Annotated in this window: 19 protein-coding genes and 1 pseudogene; 13 read left to right on the forward strand and 7 right to left on the reverse strand. The window is 34.8% G+C overall.

Features of this window, described 5'->3' with window-relative positions; all coding sequences use genetic code 11:
- Nucleotides 1-42: 42 nt before the first annotated feature.
- Nucleotides 43-924 (reverse strand): zinc ABC transporter substrate-binding protein, encoded by an 882-nt coding sequence (locus tag EA652_RS04480; RefSeq protein ID WP_012673303.1) that lies wholly within the window; start codon nucleotides 922-924, stop codon nucleotides 43-45.
- On the opposite strand from EA652_RS04480, the gene EA652_RS04485 reads away from it, so the two are divergent.
- The 3 genes from EA652_RS04485 to EA652_RS04500 all read left to right on the forward strand — a co-directional run bounded on the left by EA652_RS04485 (nucleotide 916) and on the right by EA652_RS04500 (nucleotide 4,778).
- Nucleotides 916-1,656, forward strand: coding sequence for a metal ABC transporter ATP-binding protein (locus EA652_RS04485; protein ID WP_012673304.1), 741 nt, complete (start codon nucleotides 916-918; stop codon nucleotides 1,654-1,656). The genes EA652_RS04480 and EA652_RS04485 overlap by 9 nt on opposite strands.
- Nucleotides 1,653-3,083 carry a 2-polyprenylphenol 6-hydroxylase gene (gene ubiB, locus EA652_RS04490; protein WP_012673305.1) on the forward strand — a complete coding sequence of 477 codons (1,431 nt, stop codon included), beginning with the start codon at nucleotides 1,653-1,655 and terminating at the stop codon, nucleotides 3,081-3,083. Before EA652_RS04485 ends, ubiB begins: the two co-directional genes overlap by 4 nt.
- 636 nt (nucleotides 3,084-3,719) lie before the next feature.
- Entirely contained in the window at nucleotides 3,720-4,778 is a 1,059-nt protein-coding gene (locus EA652_RS04500; RefSeq protein ID WP_094189589.1) for an IS481-like element ISWpi2 family transposase, read from the forward strand.
- 174 nt (nucleotides 4,779-4,952) lie between these two features.
- Here the strand turns inward: EA652_RS04500 and EA652_RS04505 are convergent, their stop codons facing one another.
- Nucleotides 4,953-5,939: a quinone oxidoreductase family protein gene (locus EA652_RS04505; RefSeq protein ID WP_012673306.1), complete on the reverse strand. Its 987-nt coding sequence runs from the start codon at nucleotides 5,937-5,939 to the stop codon at nucleotides 4,953-4,955.
- 118 nt (nucleotides 5,940-6,057) lie between these two features.
- On the opposite strand from EA652_RS04505, the gene EA652_RS04510 reads away from it, so the two are divergent.
- Nucleotides 6,058-6,780 carry a hypothetical protein gene (locus EA652_RS04510; RefSeq protein WP_007549209.1) on the forward strand — a complete coding sequence of 241 codons (723 nt, stop codon included), beginning with the start codon at nucleotides 6,058-6,060 and terminating at the stop codon, nucleotides 6,778-6,780.
- Nucleotides 6,781-7,025: 245 nt separating this feature from the next.
- Here the strand turns inward: EA652_RS04510 and EA652_RS04515 are convergent, their stop codons facing one another.
- The 3 genes from EA652_RS04515 to rlmB form a co-directional block, all read right to left on the reverse strand.
- On the reverse strand, nucleotides 7,026-7,562 hold the full coding sequence (locus EA652_RS04515) for a cytochrome c oxidase assembly protein (protein WP_006280411.1): 537 nt from the start codon (nucleotides 7,560-7,562) through the stop codon (nucleotides 7,026-7,028).
- Complete coding sequence (locus EA652_RS04520; protein WP_006280412.1) at nucleotides 7,563-8,285, reverse strand: Bax inhibitor-1/YccA family protein; 723 nt, start codon at nucleotides 8,283-8,285, stop codon at nucleotides 7,563-7,565. It abuts the gene before it with no gap.
- A gap of 79 nt (nucleotides 8,286-8,364) precedes the next feature.
- Nucleotides 8,365-9,129 carry a 23S rRNA (guanosine(2251)-2'-O)-methyltransferase RlmB gene (rlmB, locus tag EA652_RS04525; protein ID WP_012673307.1) on the reverse strand — a complete coding sequence of 255 codons (765 nt, stop codon included), beginning with the start codon at nucleotides 9,127-9,129 and terminating at the stop codon, nucleotides 8,365-8,367.
- Between the two features lie 92 nt (nucleotides 9,130-9,221).
- On the opposite strand from rlmB, the gene EA652_RS04530 reads away from it, so the two are divergent.
- Nucleotides 9,222-9,716: a Smr/MutS family protein gene (locus EA652_RS04530; RefSeq protein ID WP_012673308.1), complete on the forward strand. Its 495-nt coding sequence runs from the start codon at nucleotides 9,222-9,224 to the stop codon at nucleotides 9,714-9,716.
- A gap of 883 nt (nucleotides 9,717-10,599) precedes the next feature.
- On the opposite strand, the gene EA652_RS04535 is transcribed toward EA652_RS04530, so the two are convergent.
- Nucleotides 10,600-11,634: an aspartate-semialdehyde dehydrogenase gene (locus EA652_RS04535; RefSeq protein WP_012673309.1), complete on the reverse strand. Its 1,035-nt coding sequence runs from the start codon at nucleotides 11,632-11,634 to the stop codon at nucleotides 10,600-10,602.
- A gap of 140 nt (nucleotides 11,635-11,774) precedes the next feature.
- Between EA652_RS04535 and EA652_RS04540 the strand changes: the two genes are divergently transcribed.
- Together EA652_RS04540 and EA652_RS07655 are read left to right on the forward strand one after the other, a co-directional pair.
- Nucleotides 11,775-12,227 carry a hypothetical protein gene (locus EA652_RS04540; protein WP_012673310.1) on the forward strand — a complete coding sequence of 151 codons (453 nt, stop codon included), beginning with the start codon at nucleotides 11,775-11,777 and terminating at the stop codon, nucleotides 12,225-12,227.
- Between the two features lie 321 nt (nucleotides 12,228-12,548).
- A pseudogene (locus tag EA652_RS07655) lies at nucleotides 12,549-13,493 on the forward strand (IS110 family transposase).
- A 213-nt stretch (nucleotides 13,494-13,706) separates the two neighbouring features.
- Here the strand turns inward: EA652_RS07655 and EA652_RS04560 are convergent.
- A complete protein-coding gene (locus EA652_RS04560; RefSeq protein ID WP_012673311.1) occupies nucleotides 13,707-14,981 on the reverse strand; it encodes an APC family permease in 1,275 nt (424 codons plus the stop codon).
- A 135-nt stretch (nucleotides 14,982-15,116) separates the two neighbouring features.
- On the opposite strand from EA652_RS04560, the gene EA652_RS04565 reads away from it, so the two are divergent.
- From EA652_RS04565 to EA652_RS07470, 6 genes are all read left to right on the forward strand, one after another.
- A complete protein-coding gene (locus EA652_RS04565; protein ID WP_006280466.1) occupies nucleotides 15,117-16,583 on the forward strand; it encodes a hypothetical protein in 1,467 nt (488 codons plus the stop codon).
- A 133-nt stretch (nucleotides 16,584-16,716) separates the two neighbouring features.
- Nucleotides 16,717-16,917, forward strand: coding sequence for a hypothetical protein (locus EA652_RS07560; RefSeq protein ID WP_010962949.1), 201 nt, complete (start codon nucleotides 16,717-16,719; stop codon nucleotides 16,915-16,917).
- Nucleotides 16,918-17,009: 92 nt separating this feature from the next.
- On the forward strand, nucleotides 17,010-18,176 hold the full coding sequence (locus EA652_RS04575; protein ID WP_041582659.1) for an aspartate kinase: 1,167 nt from the start codon (nucleotides 17,010-17,012) through the stop codon (nucleotides 18,174-18,176).
- 91 nt (nucleotides 18,177-18,267) lie between these two features.
- Nucleotides 18,268-18,471: an IS5 family transposase gene (locus tag EA652_RS04580; RefSeq protein WP_007549940.1), complete on the forward strand. Its 204-nt coding sequence runs from the start codon at nucleotides 18,268-18,270 to the stop codon at nucleotides 18,469-18,471.
- Nucleotides 18,472-18,504: 33 nt separating this feature from the next.
- Nucleotides 18,505-18,633 (forward strand): hypothetical protein, encoded by a 129-nt coding sequence (locus tag EA652_RS07310; RefSeq protein ID WP_255317429.1) that lies wholly within the window; start codon nucleotides 18,505-18,507, stop codon nucleotides 18,631-18,633.
- Between the two features lie 17 nt (nucleotides 18,634-18,650).
- A complete protein-coding gene (locus EA652_RS07470) occupies nucleotides 18,651-18,887 on the forward strand; it encodes a hypothetical protein (RefSeq protein WP_238513961.1) in 237 nt (78 codons plus the stop codon).
- Nucleotides 18,888-19,009: the final 122 nt, after the last annotated feature.

The following is a 19,009-nucleotide window of genomic DNA, read 5'->3' on the forward strand; positions in this document are numbered from 1 at the left end:
ATAAATGCAGAACAATAAAACAGTAAGCTAAAAGGGAACTTATTACTCAACAAAACAAGACTTAAAATTTTGTGCAATGTTATTGATTATAGCTAGATATGCATCTTTTCCAGGCTCTATGTCTGATCCAATAGGATCAAGAACTACCATTTTTGCGTCATTAGAAAGAGCATTAGGCTTTATGCTGTCTTCCTGTGAATGAGCAAATATACATTTAACGTTTTCTTCCTTCATTATCTTTTTTAGCTTCATTAAACTCCTCATACCTATGTAAGAATCCTCTTCTATGGAAAGAATGGCACTTGGGTGATTTAAACCAAAATATTTTTCAAAATATTGATAAGCATCGTGAGTGACGATATATTTTTGATTTTTAAAATCATTCAGTTCTTTCATAATTTCTTTTACTTCTTGGTCTATTTTTTTTATAGCTTTTGTTGCATTAGAGTTGTATCGATGGGAATTTTCTTTATCTATGTTAGACAATGTTGCACTTACAGAAAGTATCATGCTCTTTGCATTTTCGGGACTCAGCCAAATGTGTAAATCTTTTTCATCTTTAATGTGAGTAATTTTTCTAGAAAATGAATGTGGCCGAGTAGGAAGTAGGTTGATTGCCTTTGACAATTGCACTAGTTCTTTATTATTTTTGGCGAAAGTTTGAACAAACGTCTCTAAGTTATCGTCAACATAAAATATAACGTCACTTGATTCTAAATTACTCGCATCAGATGGCTTTAATATATAATTATGCGCAGATGTTGCATAGCCAAGCAATTCCGGTTCTAAAATCCCTTCTGTAATAGAAGCTACAAGTGAGTGGATAGGTTTGATTGTAGCTACAACTTTTAAATTGGATGAAAAGGCGATATTATAGTATAGTGTAAATGAAAGTAATAGAAAAAAAGTCAGTAAATGTCTCATATAAACGTTGAGAAGAAGTTAAATTTTGTCAATAAATTGAATAATGTCAATAATCGTGTTCTAAAAATAGAAAATCTTGCTCTCGCATATGATGGTAAAAGAATCCTTGACAATATCAATATGTTCATGGAAAGAGGAGACATAATTACAATACTTGGTCCAAATGGTGGAGGTAAAACCTCTTTAGTGAAAGCAATTGCTGGCATAAATAAAAGCTGTACCGGTAATATCGTATTTGCTGACAACATAAAAATTGGCTATATGCCGCAAAATTTTAGTATTAGTAATTTGATGCCAATAACAGTTGAATATTTCCTTTTAAATAGCTCCTTGAAAAGACTAAAGAAAAATCAATCCATTATTACAGAAACGATAGAGTTGGTTGGTATCGGTAACATTTTGAAGAATCAAGTGTTAGAAATTTCTGCAGGGCAAACACAATTATTGCTACTTGCACGTTGTTTAATTGCAGAGCCTGACTTGATCATTCTAGATGAACCAGTTAGTGCAATGGATATTAACGCGCGGGCTAAATTTTATGATATTATAAATAAAATAGCAAAAAAACGATTGGTATCGATTCTTATGACTTCTCATGATCTTAACTCTGCTCTACCATCCTCAGATTACATAATTTGTATAAATAATACTATCTATTGCCAAGGCAAGCCTGATGAGATTATGAAAAATAGAACCCTAAATGAAATATTTAGCAGTTACGCAGCGAAATGATTCAAAATATTCTGCGTCTTCTGCACATAACTACGGTGCTGACGCGTTACAATATATTACCTTATTTACTTCCACCATCAAAAAAATCAATAAATAAAATACAAGGCCACAAGCTAAAGTGTGCTCTTGAAAAATTAGGTCCGGTGTTCATTAAGTTTGGGCAGTCTATCTCATCACGTACTGATGTTTTAAATGAAGATATAACAAATAACTTGTTATTGATATGTGATAGATTGCCATCATTTTCACATAAAATAGCAGTTAAAACTATAGAAAGTGAGTTTAATTGTAAATTGAGCGACATTTTTTCAAGCTTTTCTGAAAAGCCAATTGCAGCAGCATCGATTTCTCAGGTGCATAGAGCGGTTACAACTGAGGGTAAGGAAGTTGCTGTGAAGGTTTTAAGGCCAAATATTGAGAAAACATTCTCAAGAGATATAAAAATGCTTTCTTGGCTTGCAGAAATTGCAGAAAAATTTAGCGAACAATCAAAAAGGCTGAGGCCAATTGAATTAGTTAAAACTTTTGCTGAAATTTGCCGATTAGAGTTAGATCTACGTTTTGAAGCTGCTCACTCTTCGGAACTAAAGGAAAACACAAAAAATGACAGAGGTTTTTATGTACCTGAAATAGATTGGAATAGAACTGCAAAAAAGGTTTTAACATTAGAATGGATAGAAGCAACGCCAATATACGAAGTTGAAAAACTGAATAATCATAAGCAAATAGCTATCAATCTTATAGAATCGTTTTGTAATCAGGTATACAGGGATTGTTTTTTTCATGCTGATATGCATCCTGGAAATCTAATGGTTGATAGTAATAACAATATTATTGCTCTGGATTGTGGAATCATGGGTAGAATAGATCGTGAGACATGCTATTACGTTATAGAGATACTCAAAGGCTTTTTAAATCGGGATTATGATCACGTTGCAAAAATGCACTTTAAAGCTGGTTACGTTTCATCACAGCATAGAAATTTTGTCACAGCTTGCAGGGCAATAGGTGAACCCATTATTGGGCAGCCTATACAGAAGATTTCATTTGCTAGTTTACTTGCTCAGCTATTAAAAATAACTGGTGATTTTGATATGAAAGTTCAAACACAATTGTTATTGCTGCAGAAAACTATGATTTTACTGGAAGGGACATGTAGAAAGATCTACCCAGAAATCAATATGTGGAAAGTAGTTGAAGCGTGGATAAGCAGTCAACATGAAAGTAAAATAGGGTATAGGGAAAAAATTAGAAGTTCTTATCCTGTAAAAACAATCCAAGGGATATTTAGCCTTATAGAAAAATTGAACCTAATAGCTGATAAAAAATTAGAAAACATCCAAATTAAAAATAAATCAAATGGAAAAGTCTATTTTTTATTGTGGTTTGTAATTATAATTCTAATCGTTAAACTTTTAATTTCTTAAACTATGGGAAAAAACTGCGTCAAATCCAATTTTTATTCAACTTAATTTTTAATCTGCAGGAGCCGAGTTGAGAATGTCCAATTTTCCACTTTCTTTATGTATCTGTTCAGCAGAGTGGCAAAATAAGGTAGACGAGAAAAGACAACTATAGGAACAAATGGGTGTCATGCCAGTGCGTGACACTGGCCTCTTGTTTCAATGTTAAACAAAATACCATAGAATTCAAAAAGACAATTCCTAGAAAATTTCTACATCCAAAAAAGGCATAAGTTATGTTAATGCTGTTTGAATGAGATGATATAAAGATAAGCCAAATTTTTACAAAGAAAACATTTCAAGCAGCAAGACACCTTTGATTGAAAGAGAGCACCAAATTTATGGGGTGAGTAACTGCGCTATTTCAACTATAGTATTTTCTAAAACGAATGATAAACGTCTAAAATGGTATTACCAACTAAAAGGTGTAAGTCTGTACATTGATGCATTAGAGGTCTGAGGCAACTTTTGATGGTGTGCCAACAATGCTCTATCGGATTTAGATGTATTAAATAAGACTTGACCTGACACTTTAAAAAAGTAAGTTAAAAATAATAAAAATAAAGGAGTGTTAGATATGAGTACAATACAGACAAAAATATTAAAACCAAAGCTAGAGAACTAGCAAAACAACTAGGAAATGTGTCTCAAGCATGCAAAGTGATGGGATACTCAAGAGATACATTTTATCGCTTTAAGGAGTTATATGAAAATGGAGGAGAGGAAGCATTACATGAAATAAGTAAGAAAAAACCGCTATTAGCAAACAGAGTTTCCGACGATATAGAAAGAGCAGTGATTGGTATAGCAACAGAATTTCCAGCATATGGGCAAGAAAGAGCTGCAAATGAACTGAGAAAAAGAGGTATAATAATTTCTCAGGGAGGAGTAAGGTCTGTATGGCTAAGAAATGACCTTGAAACTCTCAAAAAGAGACTTAAAGCACTAGAGACAAAAGTAGCTCAAGACGGAATCATTTTAACTGAAGAACAACTTGCAGCTTTAGAAAAAGTGAAAGAACAAAGGGAAGCTCATGGTGAAATTGAGACGCAACATCCAGGTTATTTGGGTTCTCAAGATACCTATTATGTGGGCAATATCAAAGGTATAGGGCGCATTTATCAGCAAACTTTTGTTGATACTTATTCCAGAGTTGCAATGGTTAAACTTTACACGGACAGAACAGCTATTACAGCTGCAGATCTTCTCAACGATAGAGTTATTCCATTTTTTGATGAGCAGAAAATTCCATTATTACGCATTTTAACTGATAGGGGTACGGAGTACTGTGGCAAGCCCGAAAATCACGCTTATCAGCTTTATTTGGGCATAGAAAACATCGATCATTCTAGAACTAAAGCCAACTCTCCACAGACTAATGGCATATGTGAAAGGTTTCATAGAACCATGCAAGATGAGTGTTACAATATCATCTTTAGAAAGAAAATCTACAGTTCTTTGGAAGATCTACAGATTGATGTTGATCATTGGTTGCGTTCTTATAATGAGACAAGACCTCACTCGGGTAAATATTGCTATGGCAAAACGCCTATGCAAACTTTTCTTGATAGCAAATATATTGCTTTTCAGAAAAATATTAGTAGCATTACACAAGAGCCTGATATTAGTTTTGACTACCTCAATTCTTCTGTCAGTTAATTCTTGTCTGTCAGATCAAATCTTGTCTTTTACAGATTCCGCTAACACGTAGCGGGATGACGGTTGTCGGTAAATCTAAGTCAGTTTAGCTATATGCTTTTAATTCCCCCAAAAGGAGAATTAAATATGTGAAATTCTAGTTGATATAATTTAATGAATGGTTAATTTTAACTATTAATTTATTTGAGAGATTTTAATAATATTTAACCCACTCGTTTTTCTATTTTCCATATCACGATGTGCTTGAATTATTTCATCAAATTTATATTTTTTATTGATCCGTACAGTTAAAAGTTTTTTTCTTATCATCTCGAAGATTTCCATTGTGGTAAGCACTAATGTGAATCTATCATGCTTATAATGATATATTAAGGTTCCAGTTGCAAATAATGAACGTGAACTAAGTAAAGAAAAACTAATAGGAGCGTTACCTGATATCTGCCCATAGGAAACGTATATGCCGAACCTGCCTAAAGATTCAAAAGAGAGCTTGCTTGTAGCGTAACCTATGGGGTCATATACTGCACCTACTCCTCTGTTTTGCGTAATCTCCATAATTTTAGAAACGAAGTCTTTATCATTGTAGTTTATTGCGTATGTGCAGCCACTTTGTAAAGCTATCTTCATTTTTTCATCAGAGCTTACAGAACCTATCACTACACCTTTTTTATCCTTTGCCCATTGGCATATTATTTGTCCTAAGCCACCATTAGCCCCATGAACTAGCACGAAAGCACCAGGCCTAACTTTATAAGATTGATTAACTAAATAGTGAGCTGTCATACCTTTAAACAGCACTGCAGCAGCAACTTCATCAGATATGTCATCTGGAATTTTTATCAGATATTTCTGGTGTATAATGCGCTTTTCACAATATGCCCCTGGAGGAGCTGTGCAATATCCAACTCTATCTCCGACCTTCAACCCATCACTGATTTTTTTACCAAGCTTTTCAATAACTCCCACTGCTTCCACTCCAAGCACTGATGGTAAATTTTTAATTTTGCGTGTACCTTTTCTGTGCTCTAAATCATAACGATTTAAGCCGATAGTTGTGTGACGCACTAAGACTTCCTCGCCTTTTGGCTCACCTACACTCTTATCTACAAATTCTAATACTTCTGGTCCCCCAGTTTTTTTTATTTGTATAGCTCTAACCATGGTGAATGTAAGATAAAAACTTTGATTATGTTATCTAACAATTAATATTTTGCAAAATGTTATTTAGAGTTTATATACTACATAAGTGTATATTAATAGTTTTAAGGTATAAATTATAATGAATAGAGAAACTTGGCTTTATAGTGTTTTGTATAATGTGTTGTACAAAGTGGATGAAGATAACGATTTAGATACTAGTAATATAATAAAAAAAATAAAAGAAAGGCTAGAAAGTGGAATGCGAACTTCAAGCAAAGAAAACTATTATGAATATTTATATGCTTCTTGGGAAAAAAAAGGTTTTGATATTAATCACAAATTTGATTTGAAAGACTATGATGGCTTTCCAGTAGATAGTCTTTTTTCTATTGCTATTAATCACAAGCCTCACGCTTTACCAAATCTAGCGCAAGTTTTAATAAAAGCAGGGGCTAACGTGCAAAATGAGAAAGGATATTTACATGCCTGCGCTTTGACGCGTTCTCCAGATGTGTTAAAGGCTCTCATAGAAGCGGGGGTAAGTGATAGCCCACATGAACACTACGGTGGAAATACCGCTTTAGATTGTGTTACTGAATTATATGATGCAGAGAAGTCAATTGAATGCAAAGATTGCTGTAAGATTCTAATTAAGCATACATTGGAAAAAAAACCTCATGAAAAAATGCCAGATTCTGTAAAAAATAATAAGGAATTGGCTCAATATTGGAATGCTTGTGAAGCAAAGAATGAAGGATGGGAATTGATAACACCAAGCACTGAGACACAAGTAGTCGGTGCGCAAAAAGCAAATAAGAACTCCTGCTCAATTCAACAGATCTGTTGCATAATCATTATTTGAATAACAACGCACTCCTTCTATAGCTAACACGTCATACCGCCGCGGAGATCCCGCTAACAAGTAGCGGGATGACGAGGTTTACCTTATCGGATTGTTTCAACACGTCATACCGCGATTCATTCGCGGTATCTCAAAGCATAGATCCCGCTAACGGGTAGCGGAATGACAGTTTTTCAAATTGTCGGTAAATCTAAGTCAGTTTAGCTATAGCTCACGCTGCTTGGGTGACAATAGGAAAAAGTTTATTACTTAAGCTTAAAAAATGTGTATGATAGTGTTATTTCGCTCAAATCTTTTGTGTTGTTATCAAGCATTATCTCAGGATCTATATAGAAAGATACGGGCATAGCTGCTTTTTGTTTTGCTAGCAACATTTGTTCTTCAAAGCAAAAACATGCAACTTTGTTGAAATACTTACCTGCTTTGAAAGGCGTAACGTTATATACTGCCATACCAAATGAAGGCTGATCAGATAGATTTTTTGCGTAATAAAACGCTAAACTTTGTTCTCCTATGTTTACGTCAAAGTAGTTAGTTTCTGATTTAAACTCCCAAGGTAGATCGGACATTATATCAGCATTGAAATGGACCCTGATCTTTTGGTTAGTTATATTTGTTGTTGTGTTAGTTACTTTTCTTATTGTGCCACCATACCCAGTAGCTTTACAAAAAATGCTATATAGAGGCACCGATGCATATGCAAGACATAACATCAATACAACTAGAGATATTAGAAAGAAAACTATAGAATTCTTACTGCCTTTCCTTAAAAAGGAAAACATCTAATCCCTATTGTTGAACAAGTTAAGTAACCTGAGTAGATTGAGAAATATATTAATAAAGTCAAAATAAAGATTAGTTGCACCGAGTATTGCCAATTTAGTAGTAGCAACTTCTGATCCGTCATTATGTTTATAATAAACGTCCTTGATTCTTTGAGCATCATATGCAGTCATTAAGGTAAAGACTATTACTGATATGAACGATATTGCAAAGTAGAGAGGACTACTTCCAAGGAATAAATTTACTATGGATGCTATAATTATCCCCAAGACTCCCATAATCAAGAAAGAGCCCATACTTGTAAGATCTCTTTTTGTGGTATTACCATATAAAGCCATAGAGCCAAACATAATTGATGTAATGAAAAACGCTCTTGCTATATTTTCTGCAGTATAAACTATAAAAATATAAGATAAGGAAAGCCCCATTAACACTGAGAACGAGAAAAATATAGTAACGGCAGACTGAGCACTTAGGTGTTGAATTCTATAAGACATGTAGAACACCAATGCAACCGGAGATAACATTACCACAAGCGATAGAACGGGATTAGAATAAATTACTTGAAAAAGACCAGAAAATACTGTTAAAAATGCAACAAGCCCTGTGACGCCCAAAGCTAAAGCCATGTAGTTATATACTTTAGTTAGGTAACTTCTAAGCCCAGCACTATAATAAACGCCTTGAGAGCGAATATCCTGTTCATTTCTCATGTAAGACATAATATAACTCCTTTTATCCATTACTTAACACATTATAATATAAAACCATATTTTTATCAAGTGTTTTTATTATAAACAGCTATGCGCTGGCATTTGTTTTAATATAAATAGAATATAGGCCTATTGCTGCTGCATTTGAAACATTTAAACTGTTAATTGCATTTGACATTGGTATTTTTAAAAGATAATCACAGTTTTCTTTAACTAGTCTTCGTACCCCTTTCTCTTCAGAACCAAAAATAATTACTCTTTTTTTCTCAAAACTCTTTATTTCATCTATATTTTCTTTAGTATTGCAATCAAACCCATAACACCAGTAACCGACCTTTTTTAAATACTGCATAGTTTTTACTATATTTGTAACGTATATTAGTGGGACAATATCCAATGCTCCACTTGCTGCTTTTGCAATAGATGCATTTTCACTTGGTGAATGGTTATGTGGTAAAACCAATGCGTCGACATTAAAACAAGCTGAAGTTCTTAAAATCGACCCAATATTGTGCGTGTCAGTGACTTGATCTAAAATGACTATAGTAGAGCTATCGTTCGAGCTTTCAGCTATTTCTTCAATGCTTAAGTTATAAAGAATAGGGGCAACATTTAAAGCAATTCCCTGATGGTTAGCACCTTTGGGTAAAACGTCATTAAGTATTTTGCTTTCTACTAATCGAACTTTAATGCCCTTACTGTCTACACATTGCCTAATTTCTTTTTTGTGCTCTCTATAGAAATTTTCTGTTGCTAACAGTTCTATACACCGCCTATTTTTATTCTTCAGTGCTGACATGCAGGTGTGCTTTCCATACAGCCAAAAATTCTCATTAGTTTTTGACGATTTCATCGTATTATCGAAAATCTGGTTTTTATAGAATAAGCAACATTTTACTATGTTTGAATATTGTTGTAAAATTATACAATTCGATTAATGCGTTTATGTCGGACGATGAGTTGGATTGGCAAAAAAATGTTAAGCCAATAAAATGTGGAAAAGTTACTTTGAAAGTTGATCATAAAGTAAATATAAAGTCTATGGTTGATAAAGGTACCTCCGACTTACAAGGGAATTTTCTTAATACCAATAATGGTAACTCATCATTTTGTCTTGACCAAAACACAAAATCAAAAGTTGATAGGGGTAAATATTTTATAAGCGACAAGCTCGATTTGCATGGCTATAATATAGAGGATGCTTACTGTAAATTGATAGATTTTATTATCAAAAATTATCGAGCAGGGAATAGATGTTTATTGGTAATTACGGGATACGGCAGTGCAACAAATAAAACAGACACTATAAAGAATAACTTAAATAAGTGGTTAAATGATACTAAAATCCAGCATATGGTTCTATACTACCAGCAAGCTACGAAAAAACATGGTGGTAAAGGAGCTTTTTATGTTTTATTAAGAAGGCTTAGGTCCTATTAGCTGCTTAAGTTTCCTTTTAAGCCTTAATTTTTCTTGTATAACCATACAGTGTTCGGCAGCGCGTGACGCACAACTGTGCGAACATTGTGATTTGGGTCTACCAGGAAGGATGTCTCCCAGTACCTCTTTTCCCGTCATCCCGCTACGTGTTAGCGGGATCTCATTTCACTTTATGAGGGTGTCATCCGAGTAGCCCCTTTCTCGTCATCCCGCTACGTGTTAGCGGGATCTCATTTCACTTTATGAGGGTGTCATCCGAATAGCTTGACTACTTGGATCCAGATTGGATACTGAGTTGGTGAGTATAAAAGTATAGCTTCTACGTCATACCGCCGCGGTATCTCAGCCGCTAACAAGTAGCGGGGTGACGAGTTACTATACCGCTGCGAACCGTCATACCGCGATTTATTCCATAGCTGTACGAACATTCATTTTTGAAGGTAAACTGCACAGCAAATGGTGTCATTCCAGTGCTTGACACTGGAATCCAGCCGGCTTTGTTGCATCGCTAGCTATGATGGATTAAAGATAAAAAAGGTGGAGAATATCAGTAGCTTATTATTCTGGTATTTATAACAAGAACGGTCAGTGAATACCTAAATTTGAGTAAAAGAAATTTCACTACCACTCACTAATCCGGCTAAAATTCAAGAATTTCAATGCTTTAGCTATTTTCAATAGAATTAAATTTATTAATATAAATAACAAATTACTATTCTTAAATTTGATCAGATTGATTGCAAAAAAACAAGATTTTCAATAAGTTGCTTATAATCCTAATTATAGTTAGCCTTTCATAAGTAGCGATGCAACAAAGCCATTCCAGCGTCACGCGCTGCCATGTGGTATACAAATTTCCTTCGAATTACAACGTACGTGCGCTCTATATGCACTTGATTGACAAATGCTCTCTTATCAAAATCTCAAGAATCTGCACTATATTTAATGCTGCGCCTTTGCGCAGGTTGTCAGCCACTATCCACATATTTAATCCGTGCTCAACAGTATTGTCTCTTCTAATACGCGATACATATACAGCATTCTCCTGTACAACATCAATTTGAGTTATGTATTCACTATCTTCACGCCTGTTGTACACTAAAACTCCACTATCTTCGGCTTCACTTAGCACTTCACGAGCTTGTTCTTCAGTGATATGTTGATCAAATTCCACATTTACTGCCATAGCGTGACCGATAAAGACGGGTACCCTTACACAAGTTGCAGTAACTTTTATATCTTCCTCTAAAATTTTTTTTGTCTCCTCTTGCATTTTCCATTCCTCTTCTGTAGAACCATTTTCCATGAATTCTCCTACATGGGGAATGCAATTGAATGCTATTTGCTTAGAGAATATCTTGGGTTTTTTAGCTTCGTTCATAAAGATTTTTTTTGTCTGGTCATAGAGCTCATCCATTGCTGCTTTGCCTGCACCAGAAGTTGATTGATAAGTTGAAGCAACGATTCTCTTTATTTTTGCTTTTTGGTGTAATAGATGTAGTACTAGCAGCATCTGTATTGTAGTACAGTTTGGATTGGATATTATGTTGTGGTTTTTATATTCCATAATTTTTTCTTTATTAATCTCTGGAATAATGAGTGGCACACCCTCTTTCATTCTAAAATGGGAACTGTTATCTATCACGATGCATCCAGCCTGTGTTGCAATTGGTACATACTCTTCAGAAACATGAGATCCAGCACAGAAAATGGCTACATTAGTTCCAACGAAGTCATAATCCTCAAGGCATAAAACTGTTAACTCTTTGTCACCAAAGCTCACCTTCTTCCCTTCTGATTTTTTCGATGCAAGTGCAATAACGCAATCTATCGCCTCATCTTGAAATTCAGCAAGCGTGCTTAATACCTCACGCCCTACTCTTCCGGTTGCTCCAATAACAGCAATTTTGTATCCCATATAGATGAACCTCTAATTTCAAAGTTCTATTATATTTTTACTGACAAAATTTACAATTGTTTTAATATTTTTACCTTGCAATTAATTGTAATTTAGCTATTATTATGCAATATTAGTAATATTACATAATGAAATGAAAGATGAGTAAGGAATACGATGAAACTAAGGTTAAACCTGCAATTTCTACACCTCAAGGGCCTGAAGGAACCAATGGATCAAAGGCCCAAAGTGTTCTTTCGAATAAAAGAAAGCCTACAATAAATTTTGATGATAAAAAGTATGGTGTAAAAACCTCTAAAATAGACCAACAGTCTCTAAACAAAAGACAAGAATCTTCAAAGCTAAGAGATTTCTTAAGGTCAATACCAATAATAAGGAGATTTTTAGCAAGGATTTTCACACCTGAAAAAATAGAAATCATCAGTAACCCTATATATGACAACATGGAAGCATATAAAAAATCGCAGGAAGATTACCCTAGTAAGATAAAAGATGAAACTAGTATAGATGATGAACACACAAAAGAAGTAGATAGTAAACTTGAGAAGGGTAATGTTGAACAAGTGGACAACAAGAAAAGTCGTAGTTCATAAATATCAATCATTTAAAAATTATCTCTAGTTATAACATTGTATCTGTTCAGATGCATGGCTCATGTACAAATATTGAAACAAAAATTCCAGTGCTCCCTTTCTTGTCATCCCAGTGCGTGACACTTGTATCTTTATGATGTGAGGCATTAGAGCTAAAATACCTCACAGGGAGGGTGAAGCTGATGCGACACTAATGCCATTAAGCCAGATTTTGCTTCCCTCCCATAGAGTTAAAGACTGAACAGTATCTTTTGGAATTATATCCCGTATTACAAGGTTAGTCTAAACTCTCAGTTTATTTATAGTCTTGGAGGCAATTTTATGCAAGTAAATGCTATTTTGGGTGTGGATATTTCAAAAAAGAAATTTGATGTTTGTTTGTTAGTGGACAGTAAAAAACGACACAAAGTCTTTCAAAATAATCAAGATGGTTTTGCAAAACTTGTAGTTTGGTGCAATGGCCATGGAGCAAATCTTACTCATTTATGTCTTGAAGCAACTAGTTGGTATGGAGAAGATTTGGCTACTTTTATGCACGATTTAGGACATAATGTCAGTATAGTAAACCCAGAAAGCTTTTGGCAAAAGTGAGCTGCTCAGAAATAAGACAGATAAATCAGATGCAGCTATGATAGCTAGATTTTGTATCGCCAACAAACCTGCTCTTTGGAAGCCCATTGCACCTGAAATGAGGCATTTGAGGGCGTTGCATGCAATCGCTAAAAGATGATAAGGTGCAACAGACAAATCGCTTGGAAAACAAAAATATGCATTCCAGTTGCAAAGAAGCTATATCTAAAGTAATTTTGGCAATAGAGGAGCAAATTATTGTTCTCGAAAAAGAAATTAATGAGCATATAAATAACTATCCACATCTAAAAAATATGGTGGAAAACCTTAAGACTATAAAAGGTATAGGATATCTTACTGCTGTTGCTGTTGTCGCAGAAATGCCATCAGTTGATAACTTTGACAATGCTAAACAATTTACAGCTTTTGCTGCCAGGACATTATCAATCGGGATCGTCAGTAAGTAAGAGAAGTTGCATATGCAAAATAGGATCTGAGCGTATTCGAAAAGCTCTTTATATGCCAGCTATAGTAGTCAAAAACCATAATAATCATTTTCAAAAGTTTTGTCAGCGTCTAGCAAGTAAAGGCAAATGTCCAAAAGTCATAGTTCTTGCGTTAATGCGAAAATTAATGCATGTCTTTTTTGGTATTCTTAAAAAGAATCAACCATTTAATTGTAATTTTGTTGGATAATTTGTTTGACAGCAGAGACAGTATCTGGGATCCAGATTGGGCACTAAGTTGGTAAACACGAAAGCGATTAATCCTTTACAACGTTTTTGATGGAACTGCGCGAAAGAACTGGATGCCAGTGTCACGCACTGGCATGACACCCATTTCTTCCTATAGTTGTCTTTTCTCGTCTACCTTATTTTGCCACTCTGCTGAACAGATACATAACATTTGCTATACAGAAACTCTGCGATACCAAAATAAATAAAGAGGTACGCCACTTGCAGTGAATAAGCTTGCGATCAGCAAGGTATTCACAGAAGTTTCAAATATTACCCAGCAGCAAAAGGTTGTTGCTATACTGCCAATTAAAAATTTGTAACAACTCTTTTCTTGCACAATAACTTTGAGAAAAGCAAGACTGCATGCAAGGTAAACAAATAAAAATGAAACTACAGAAAAGTCGATAATTGATGTGATCTGCTTAGCAAAATTGTTGCTTGAAGTGAGGATTAGTAAAGTTGCAGTTCCAACTGAGCTAGTTGTTATGCCCCAGAAAGGAGAACCGTGCTTGTTTCTTTGAGCAAAAAACTGTGGCATCAGTTTATCTTTTGCAAGGCCAAGGGCCACTTGTCCACTAGCTAGTACCCAAGCGTTTAAAGTACCAACACAAAAAATGAACGCAGTTATAGAAATAATCAAGTGCCAATTGCCAGAGGCCATAATTTTTATTGCGTCAACATATGGTGCTCTTGAACTTGCTAAATCATTGCCATTTATTAATCCCATAATTGCAAGATTGTTGATAAAATACACAACAGCAACAGAGATTGTTCCAAGTACCACTGCTCTTGGTATTGTTCTAGCTGGATTATCAACTGACCCTGCAGGTGCTGTTGCCAATTCAACTCCAATAAAACCCCATAGAGTAATAAGTGTAGAACGGGCAAGAATCTGCGATGTTGTAAGATTTGATATTTCTTCACTTATGATGAAGTTATTTCTATCAAAAAAAAACAATGCTGCTATAGGTATTACAAGCAATACAGAAATTTTTATCACCGTCAATAAAAACTCAACACGTCCAGCAGTAGCTACTCCTCTAAAATTTATTAGTGTAATAATTGTAAGTAATAACATCTCTAAAAACAGATGTACGTTTTGAATATCTTCATGGAAAAATGGTGTAAGATAACCAACACCCACAACTATTACGGCTGTTGTGCTAACCCATGAGATCACCCAATACGTCCAACCAACAAAAAAAGCTGCAGCAGGGCCAAAAGCATGCTTTACATAGACGTGAGGGCCACCCGTTTCCGGAAATTTTGCGCAGAGTGAGGCAAAAACTAAAGCAAGAGATATAGCACCAAGCCCTGATATTATCCAGCTTATAAGGCTATACATGCCATATGGAGCAAGGCTAATTGGAAGCATAAAAATTCCAGAGCCAATTTGGCTGCTAATCACTAAGGCAAAAATAGCCCAAAAATCTATTTTATTTGACACAATAATTCTTATCTAAATAGATTAACAATATACCCTAAACTCAGAAATTTCAATTGATCTTTTAACATAAAAACTTGCATTTTTTTCAATTTATTCCTAAAATAGATTATATTAACAGATTATTAAGAGGGGGTTATGAATCCGAGATTAAAAGCATTTTTGGTTGTTTGTAGTATTATTGCATTTTTGATTGCACTTTTGTTTCTCGTGTATTATTTAAATCTTCTTGTTAACTATATCCTTGACCCGATTCTAGTTCGTCCCTTTGAAAGATTATACAAAAACTTAATTGTTGATGGTCTTTATGCCTATTTATCTACAAGCACTTCTAGCCCTGCACTAGCATTTTTGGCTACAGGTTTTATTGTTATTGCTGCGTTTATTTGCCTGAATAAAATGCTTCTTCCCTTGCAAGAGAAGATCATAAACAACTATACCTCCTTTAAAAACAACAATATTGATAGCAATAGCATGTTGTTTGAGGTTTATAAAGATCCAACAATAAAATTAAAGGACAAAATCTTATTCTTCAGTATACACTTGATATATTACCTACAGCTTCCATTTTTGTACATTGCATCAAAGGTATCAGCTCTACGTGAGTTTCTTATATTTAATTTTGGTTTATTATTGTTAAATTATGCACTGCTAATTCCAGTAGCACTTCTTGAGTTAATAAAATATCCATCAGTAAAACTCTTTTCACCTTTGGGTTTGAATGTAAAGCAGCTAAGCTTTTTGTTTAATGTAAGTGATGTGGGCACTGGTAGTCAAAGTGTTCATACTAGAAGTTTTGAAGAAAGCACCATTAAATGTGCTAAAGAATTAAAGGAAAAATATGGGGCACCATCAAATGAGTTAGATGAAGAGTTTAAAAGTTATATAAGCGGTTTAACAAGTCAGCAAAAACGAATGATAGAACCTTATCTAAGATTGGATGGTTATGAAACTGGGGAGTGGGTAAATTGGGTAGATTCAAAAACCGGATTGACATTGACACAGGCTATAAATTTAGTTTTAATTGCGGCAAGAAAGCAAAATTCAGACGTAGAACTATTGAAATCTATATTACTGGTTCGCTTTGATGAAAGTAACCGCCAATGTGGTCCTGGAATGCTTCTCCGCATTATTTATGCATTAAATGGCCTTGAAGCAGAAAACAACTTTGCAGCTCAACTAGAGCCTTGGCAAATAGGAGAGTTGGCTAGGTATACTACTAAAAGATTTTTTGAGAGATATGTGGATAAGCATTACTATAAGATAAAAGTTTTGAAAGAAAATTTTGATGATTTGTATTCACCAAGTTCTGAAGTGGATTTGAGCAACGTGAGTGATGAAGTAAAGGACGGCATTTCTTATACAAGAGATGCTATAAAAGAATTTGTGTTTAAGGAATTATATGTAAAGTTTTATAACGACTATGGGGAGCATATTCAGAGAGGGCAGATAAAACAAAGGTTAAGGGAGTTAATAACGGATGAAGTCGTAGACGCGGCAATATATTCTAAAATAGATGAAATAGAAATCCCTGCAGAACCACCTACTTATCTTGAAAGAGTAAAAGCATTTTTTGGAGGTCATGCAAGGTCTTCTGCTGCTTAGTGGTTTAGTTCGTGCTATATAGCTAAACTGACTTAGATTTACTGACAATTTTAAAACAACAAATTCGTCATTCCGCTACTAGTTAGCGGAATCTATACCGCGAATGAATCCATAGCTGTACGAACATTGTGATTTGAGAGCAATTTCCACAAGGGAGGGTGTCATTCCAGTGCTTGGCACTGGAATCCAGCCTTTATTATGCAGCCACTTGGTTGAAATTAAGTCTTCTGGATCCCAGTGTCTAGGCACTGGGATGACACCATTTGCTGTGCAATTTACCTTCAAAAATGAATGTTCGTACAGCTATGGAATGAATCGTGGTATGACGCGTTAGCTATAGCTTTGTCTTCCCTTTTCTGAATGGCTTGCAAGCTGCTATCTCTACAAAAACTATATTTTTCTTCAGAAGAGAGTTATATTGTAACTATGGACAAAATAATCATAAAAAAATTTGGTGGGACTTCGCTAACTGATTTAAACCGAGTTGCAAATTTGATAAAAAACGATATTGAGAAAGGTTGTAATGTAATCGTTGTTGTATCTGCTGTTGCAGGATTTACTGACCAAATGGCTTTTCAGGCTAGGCAAATCTCAAATTTAAGTTGCAGACAAGAGTTATCAGAGTATGACGTTATGCTTTCAGCAGGAGAACAAATTTCTTGCGGTCTATTAGCTATCACTCTCCAATCGATCGGAGTTAATGCTAAATCGTGGCTTGCTTGGCAGTTACCAATTGTAACTGATGATTTTTATTCTGAGTCTAAAATAAAAACAATAAAGATTGACCGTGTGAAAAGATCTTTTGCTGAGGGTTATACTGCTGCGATCATCGCTGGTTTTCAGGGTATAAATGATGATAGAATCACTACTTTTGGAAGAGGAGGCTCTGATATATCAGCAGTTGCCTTCACGGTAGCCTTTGGTGTTAGAACTTGCGAAATTTTTACTGATATTGATGGAATATATACAGCAGACCCGAGAATTGTTCCAAAGGCACGCAAGCTCAAATTTATCTCTTACGATGAAATGTTGGAAATGTCGTCATCTGGTGCTAAAATACTGCATAATCGTTCAGTACAACTTGCAATGAAACATAACATTAAAGTGCAAGTGCTATCCACTTTTAAGGAAGTAGAAGGCACCACAGTGCTACACAAAAGGGATGTACTAGAGAGATACTTAATTACTGGAATAACTTATAGCACTAATGAAGCTCTTGTAACTTTCACTAACCTTGCAAATAACTTGCGTACTTTAAGAGATATAGTAGGGGCAAACGTTAAAATTGATATGGTACATGGGTCAAGTTTTGTTATCTCCAAATTTGATATTGATTTAATGGAAAAGTTACTGAATAAGAATGAAAATTATGCTATAAACGATAATGTAGCTAAAATTTCAATAATTGGTATTGGTGTTATGTCTAACACTGAAGTGATGCACCGTACACTCAAGGTTTTAAGCGAAAAAAAGATAGAAATACTTGCTATCACAACATCCGAAATCAAAATCAGTATAATTGTTCAAAAAGAATACGTTGTAGCTTTGGTCAAAGATTTACATACTGAGTATGAGCTTGATATGCAACACTAGGATAGGCTCGACGTCCAGTTGTCTAAGAGTATGTCTTGAAAAGGAATGAGGAAAAAAATATGATAGTGTAAGTAAAAAATAGGAGGGAAAATTGTATCCAAGTGATATAAGTGATAAGGAATGGGAAATTTTGGAGCCACATGTTGCACAAGGAAAGATAGGGAGGCCAAGAAAGCACAATATCAGAACAATTATTAATGCAATAAGGTATATAATGAGAGGTGGTTGTCAATGGAGAATGCTGCCGAAAGATTTTCCTCCATGGAAGACGGTGTATGACTATTTTCTCAGGTGACGTAGTAATGGCAAATTGGAAAAAATACATAATATGCTAGTAAAAGAGGTAAGAAAAATGTTTGGTAAAAATGAAACACCTTCAGTAGGAATAATTGACAGTCAATCAGTAAAAACCACTCAAAAAGGGGATCCAGAGGATATGATGCTGAAAAAAAAATAAAGGGTAGAAAACGTCATATTGTTGTAGATACAGTGGGCTTAATTATTGCGGCTGATGTTCATAGTGCAAGTGTTCAAGATCGTGATGGTGCTCTAAATCTTTTCACTCAAGCTAAATACAAGGCTCCAACTTTACGTAAGTTTTTTGCTGATCAAGGATACATAGCAAAACCGCTGTTTATTGGAGACAGGATACGATTACCAAGAAAGCTGTTGATGTTACAGGATTTTTCGACAATCTGGACCACAATTTAGCACTGCAGGCTATCAAGAAGCACACAGACTGCAAATGGGTCATACTGTATGTTGAAAGGTGGATGAAATCCCCTATTCAGCAAGCAGATGGCAGTAAGGTAGTTAGGGAAAAAAGGAGTTCC

Origin of the sequence: Wolbachia endosymbiont of Drosophila ananassae (genome assembly GCF_008033215.1) — a bacterium.
Classification (GTDB): Bacteria; Pseudomonadota; Alphaproteobacteria; order Rickettsiales; family Anaplasmataceae; genus Wolbachia; species Wolbachia pipientis.